Source organism: Okeania sp. SIO3I5, assembly GCF_010672085.1.
Classification (GTDB): Bacteria; Cyanobacteriota; Cyanobacteriia; order Cyanobacteriales; family Microcoleaceae; genus Trichodesmium.
The window spans coordinates 2,297-8,868 of the sequence record NZ_JAAHHT010000321.1 but is presented as its reverse complement, the minus strand read 5'-3'; the positions used below and the strand labels follow the sequence as shown (position 1 = coordinate 8,868).

Below are 6,572 nucleotides of genomic sequence, written 5' to 3'. Positions count from 1 at the left end.
AACCAAATAAATCAATCTCAACAACTAGAAGAAGTCAAGGCAAAAGTTATTTCAATTCATGTACCGAAAACTGCTGGTACAACATTTAAAAAGGTTTTGAGACAAATATATCATCTAGAAGAGATTTTTTTTGATTATCCACATCGTGGTGATTTACGCCATAATATGTTAACTAAGCCTAAGCCAGGAATTAAAGTAATTCATGGTCATTTTCCTGGCAATAAATATGATAGTAAATTTCCCGAGTATAGAAAAATTATTTGGCTAAGAAACCCGATAAAACGGTTGATTTCTCTTTACTTTTTTTGGAAAACTTGGCAAATATTAGTGGAAAGTGATGCCGAAAATTTACCGCCTGTTAAAGAGTCAAGTTTGACATTTTTAGAGTTTGCTGAAAGACCGGATATGGCAAATCAAATCAAATCAAAATTTGTGCAAGAACAGAAATTAACAGATTTTTATTTTGTAGGTATTCAAGAATTTTTTAGTGAGGATTTATATGAATTAAAAGCAATGCTAAATTGGCCTGAGTATGAATTAGAAACTCAAAATAGTAATCCCTATCCAGAATATAAGTTATTACTAAAAGAAGTGTTATCTAATCAAGAAATAGTCAATAAAATATCGGCGATAAATCAGGAAGATATAGAACTTTATCGAGAAGCTTTAAGTTTACGGGAGAGGCGGAGAAAAGTATCTCAGATACAATACTATAGTCAAAACTATTCTAGCGAACAAAACATTATCGGCAAAAAACGAAAAGTTAATCCTTTACTTACTTGGGGTTCTATAGATCGCGTAATAATTAAAAATCAAGTTTTACGTTTATCTGGTTGGGTTGCTTCTCTTGATGCTGGTATGTTGGAAGGTTTTAAGGTTTCTATTGGGAATCAAGAGTTTAATTTCTTTGAACAAACTCTGAATATACCTAGTCCAGATGTTGAGAATGTTCATCCGAATTTATCTGGTTCAGCTAATGCTAGATTCCGTTTAAAAATATTTTTAAATCAACAACAAATTAATCAATTAAAGTATTCATTAATTACTTTAACTCCTCAGTTTCAAGGCGGTGAAGGTATAGTGATTTTGAAGGTATTGGCGCTACTTTTACCACTGCCTGATGATAAGTTTATAGAAATGATTGTAGAAAATGGCAGTGGTAAATTTATTCGTAATTCTTTTAAGTTATTAGGAGATTTAATTCAGAGATTGGGTTTGGAATCAACAGACCATATTCTTGATGTTGGTTGTAATGTTGGTACGGTTGCTTATGGGTTGGTTCATTATTTACAACCTTCTGGTCGTTATGAAGGTTTTGATATGGTAGAAAATTTTATTGTCTGGGCAAAGAAAGAAGTTACAAGTCGCAAACTTAATTTTAATTTTAATTGGCATAATATTTATCATTCTCTATACAATCCTACAGGAGGGATATCTGCGAATAGTTTTATTTTTCCTTATCCTGATGCTAGTTTTAATTGTGTTTGTGTTTCCCATTTATTTACTCGTTTACAAGGTTCTGAAGTTGGTTATTTTCTTGATGAAATATATAGAGTTTTACAACCTGGGGGGAGATGTTTATTAATTTGCTTTTTGGTTAATTCAGAATCGGAAGAGTTGATTGCTAAAGGTAAAAGTTCTCAAAGGTTGATTTATGAAATAGAGGATGGTTTTACTACAGATATTAGTTTGCCGGAGAAAGGGATTGGGTTTAGGGAGAATGTATTATTAAAATGGGTGGAAGAACGAGGTTTTAATGTTCTGGAAAAGTCTTATGGTTCTTGGTGTGGTCGGACTTCATCTATTAAGGAAGATTTGTTGGTTTTGGAAAAAAGCATTTCTAAATAATGAATAATTAACAATTCAAAATTATAGGAGTCAGGAGACAGGAGACAGGAGACAGGAGACAGGAGACAGGAGGAATGGGGAATTTAGAGAAGGCAGGAGTCAGAATTATCCCTTGATTTTTCAGCTAATAGTCAACCCTTTCATCCTCACTTTATGCAGCTCTTGATTAAGGAAAACCTTGTACTTTTTCAAGACTAAAAAAAGCTCAAACCTTTATTTGTGAATCCTTTGAGATTTAATCAGCAAGCCCTAATTAATTTTGAATTTTGAATTCAAAATATCCTCACACAACGACTTTTTAACTGATCTTTGTATCTTGGTAAATTTGGTTTTCCCAGATATTTATGAGGGTTTTTTGAGTAGTCTTTGCCAGAGGAGATGAATAGTGAAATTTTCCGAGTGTTGTGTATAGAGCAATAATAGATTCATTTTGTGAAGCACCCGGACAAGGGGATGAGGGATGAAATTTTCCGAGTGTTGTGTATAGAGCAATAATAGATTCATTTTGTGAAGCACCCGGACAAGGGGATGAGGGATGAAATTTTCTGGCTATTGCGTATAGAGCAATAATAGATTCATTTTGTGAAGCACCCGGACAAGGGGATGAGGGATGAAATTTTCTGGCTATTGCGTATAGAGCAATAATAGATTCATTTTGTGAAGCACCCGGGCAAGGGGATGAGGGATGAAATTTTCTGGCTATTGCGTATAGAGCAATAATAGATTCATTTTGTGAAGCACCCGGGCAAGGGGATGAGGGATGAAATTTTCTGACTATTGCGTATAGAGCAATAATAAATTCATTTTGTGAAGCACCCGGACAAGGGGATGAGGGATGAAATTTTCTGACTATTGCGTATAGAGCAATAATAGATTCATTTTGTGAAGCACCCGGACAAGGGGATGAGGGATGAAATTTTCTGACTATTGCGTATAGAGCAATAATAGATTCATTTTTTGAAGCACCAGACCCGCCGGATGTAGATGGATCGTGAAAAATTCTGACTATTGCGTATAGAGCAATAATAGATTCATTTTGTGAAGCACCCAGGAAAAGGGGATGAGTAGTGAAATTTTCTGACTATACGAAAACTCACTTAGAGATTACTTTTAACTTTTAAAGATTATAATTTTAGTAGTAAGCAATTTAACAGAATCTTACCAAGATGGAAAAAGTTGAAATAGCAGATAAACAACCTCAAAAACTAGCAGCAACTACTGGATTTTTAGACCAAGTAGCAATCGAAAATGAAACTGTTTGTTTAAGTGGATGGGTTCTGTCATTTGAGTCTGAACTTGTAACTAATTTTAAGGTTTTATTTGGCAGTAAACAATTAACAGGATTTGCCTTAACTCAAGGTCTTCCTAGTCCTGGAGTCAAAAAAGCTCATCCTAATATTTCTGCTGCTAATAATGCTCGGTTTATTATTAGGTTGCCGATGAATAAACAGCAGCAACAAGAATTTAAAGATGCTCTGATTATTTTAATTCCTTTAGTAGAAAATCGTGCAGGAGAACCTCTCTTAAATGCAGTTATTCCTGCTTTATCTTCTTTAGTTAAAACATCAGAAGCTAATAATTTACCAACTACTACTCCGCAGGTAGAATTGATTTGTGTTCATGTGCCAAAAGCTGCTGGAACTGCTTTTAGACAGGTTTTATTACAGGTTTATGGAACTCAAGGAGTTCTGACGGATAAAACTAATATGTTTGAAGATAATATGCCAGCTACTATTCATTGGCAGACTAAAGTTATTGAGGGTCATTTTCGGGCGGGTAAGTATGATAAATTATTTCCTGATGCTCGGAGAATTATATGGTTAAGAGAACCGATTCATCGGTTAATTTCTGATTATTGTTTTCGCCACATTTCTAATTCTAAGAAAGACTATCTGAATAAGGGGGGTTTGTTAAAGTTTGCTGAAAGTAATAGTAATTTGATGGCTTATTGTGTGAATGGTAAGTCTCTAGATTATTTTGATTTTGTGGGAATTACAGAATATTTTGCTGAGGATTTACTGGATCTGAAAAATATTTTTGCTTGGTCTGATTATGAGGTGATTTATCAAAATAGAAATCCTTATCCAGAATATGTTGAGTTTCAAAAGGAAGTTTTATCAGATGAAAAGTTAATGGCTGATTTGGCTGCTATTAATAGTGAGGATATGAAACTTTATGCAGCAGCTTTAAAATTACGAGGGAAAGGAAGAAGTAAGGAATTTAGAATTCTGAATTCTGAATTCAGAAGTGAGCAAAAGGTTGGAAGTGATATTAATTTACCTGAAAAAAATATAGTTAATTTGGAGCAATATTCGATGACGGAAAAAACTGAATTATTACCAACATTAGGTTCTCTAGATAAGACAGAGTTTGATAATCAAGAATTACTACTTACAGGTTGGGTGGTTGCTCCTAATTCGGGGGAGGTAAAAGGCTTTGAATTAACTATTGGAGATAGCAGAATCGAAATGTTTGAAGCTGCTTTGAATTTACCAAGTCCAGATGTGAAAAAGTTTCATCCCTATCTGAATACTTCTGGCAAGGCAAGATTCCGCCTTAAAGTACATCTGAGCTACAAACAAATTTCAGAGTTCTCTAATTCTCAGATTGCTTTGATTCCGATTTTTAAAGATGGTAAAGGTCGAGTTTTATCGAAAGTATTAGCCAATTTTCAACAACCAAATTTTTCAGAAGCACCTATAGTTTTAGAAGAATCGGAACAACCAAAATTTATTACACCAATTGAAGGAATTACAGCAGCAGGTGAAACGCTGAGTCAAGGTCAAAATTTACAAGTTGAAAATCAACAATATTCTGGAATTGACAAATCTATTAGTTCGATTGTGGTTGATTGTTTTGGTTATTTAGAGAAGGTAGGAATTTCTGATAAAAAATTAGTAATGTATGGTTGGGTAGGTTCGGATAATTTTGGTTCTGTAGAAGGTTTTAAGGTTTTTATTGGGGGTCAACAATTTACTGATTTTGCACAAGAGTTAGGTTTGCCTAGTCCGGATGTGGCAAAGGTTCGCCCTCAACTTAATAATGCTGAAAGTTCTAGGTTTCGCCTGGAAGTTTCTCTGTCTAAAACAGAACTTCAAAACTGTCAAAATTCTCTGATTGCTCTAACTCCAATTTTTCAAGGGGAAGAGGGAAATATTCTGTTTCAATTATTTAAACCTTCTCTGTCTATTCCTGATGATAAATATATAGATGGTGGAGCGAGTAATTTTATTCGGAGAAGCTTTAAGTTTTTGGGCGATTTTATCCAAAGGGTAGGTGTTAAACGAACTGCTGAAGTTTTAGAAATTGGTTGTGGAATTGGGAATATTGCTTATGGTCTTTCTTATTATTTACAGTCTCCAGGGCGTTATGAAGGATTGGATTTTTCTGAGGAGTTAATATCTTGGGCGCAGGAAAATATTACAACTGAAAAACCTCATTTCAATTTTCGGCAAATAGACTCAGATTTTCAATTTCTCTACGATGAAAAAAGTTTTGATTTTGTCTTTATTAGTTCTAAGTTTACTCAAATGGGTGGGAGTGAGATTCGTAATTATTTAGATGAGGTTTATCGAGTTTTAAAATCTGGTGGTCGTCTGTTATTTAATTGTTTCTTGATTAACCATGAGTCGGAACAGTTAATTTCTGAAGGTAAAAGTTCTCAACCTCTTATTCATCGAGTTCAAGAAGGTTTTACGAAGGATAAGAATGCACCAGAAAAAGGTATGGGTTTTCTGGAGTCTTTATTGTTGGAGTGGGTGAATAATTCTGGTTTTGATGTGTTAGGAAAGTTCTATGGTTCTTGGTGTGGTAGAGCGGGTTGTAAAAGTTATCCAGATATGTTGATTCTTGAAAAGTCAGAAGGTAGGAATTTAGAATTCAGAAGTCAGAATTTAGAAGTAAAAACTGAGAAGTCAGAGTTTAATATTGAGCAGCAAGAAGGCAGCAATTTAGAATTGAGAATTCAGAATTCAGAATTGATAAGTCAAAAAGAGGAAGTCAAAACTGAGAATTTAGAATTGATAAGTCAAAAAGAGGAAGTTGATATTGAGAAACAAGAAGAAATAGAAAATCAAGAAGAAGTTTTTCTAGAGTCGTCTTTGCAAAAAGTTGAGAGCGATCGCTCAGAGATTTTGCCGGAAAATTTACTATCGGTGGTTACTCCGGAAATAATTCCGACAGCTACTTCTTCTATTTCTCCTTTACTGACAGAAATAATGGCAGATTTGGAAAAGTCGCAAATAGAGATTGAAGAAATTCAAGCTGATTTGGAAAAGTTTAAATCTAAAAAGAAAAATACTTCACCTCAAAGTCTATTTACTGTCGAAAAAGGTAAAAATTTGTCTGAGTTGGGAGAACAAACTCCTGGGAAAAAAAAAATTCTAACTAACCAGATAGAAGTAGATACTAATTTGCCTGAGTTGGCAGATAAAACTTCTACTAAACCATTAGTAGAAGTTAATAATTTGTCTGGATTGGGAGACCAAACTTCTACGGCAAAAAAAATTCCGACTAAACCAGTAAAAGAAGTTAATAATTTGTCTGGATTGGGAGACCAAACTTCTACGGCAAAAAAAATTTCTACTACACCAGTAAAAGAAGTTAATAATTTGTCTGGGTTGGGAAACCAAACTTCTACGGCAAAAAAAATTCCGACTACACCAGTGGTAGAAGTTAATAATTTGTCTGGGTTGGGAAACCAAACTTCTACGGCAAAAAAAATT

The 6,572-nt window shown here is 34.1% G+C and carries 2 protein-coding genes; both read left to right on the top strand.

The window, feature by feature from the left end; all coding sequences use genetic code 11:
• Positions 1–1,848 (top strand): methyltransferase domain-containing protein (locus F6K40_RS36505; protein WP_293143975.1); only part of this gene is annotated, 1,848 nt, incomplete at its 5' end.
• 1,166 nt (positions 1,849–3,014) lie between these two features.
• On the top strand, positions 3,015–6,572 hold a 3,558-nt coding region (locus tag F6K40_RS36500; protein WP_293143973.1), incomplete at its 3' end, for a methyltransferase domain-containing protein.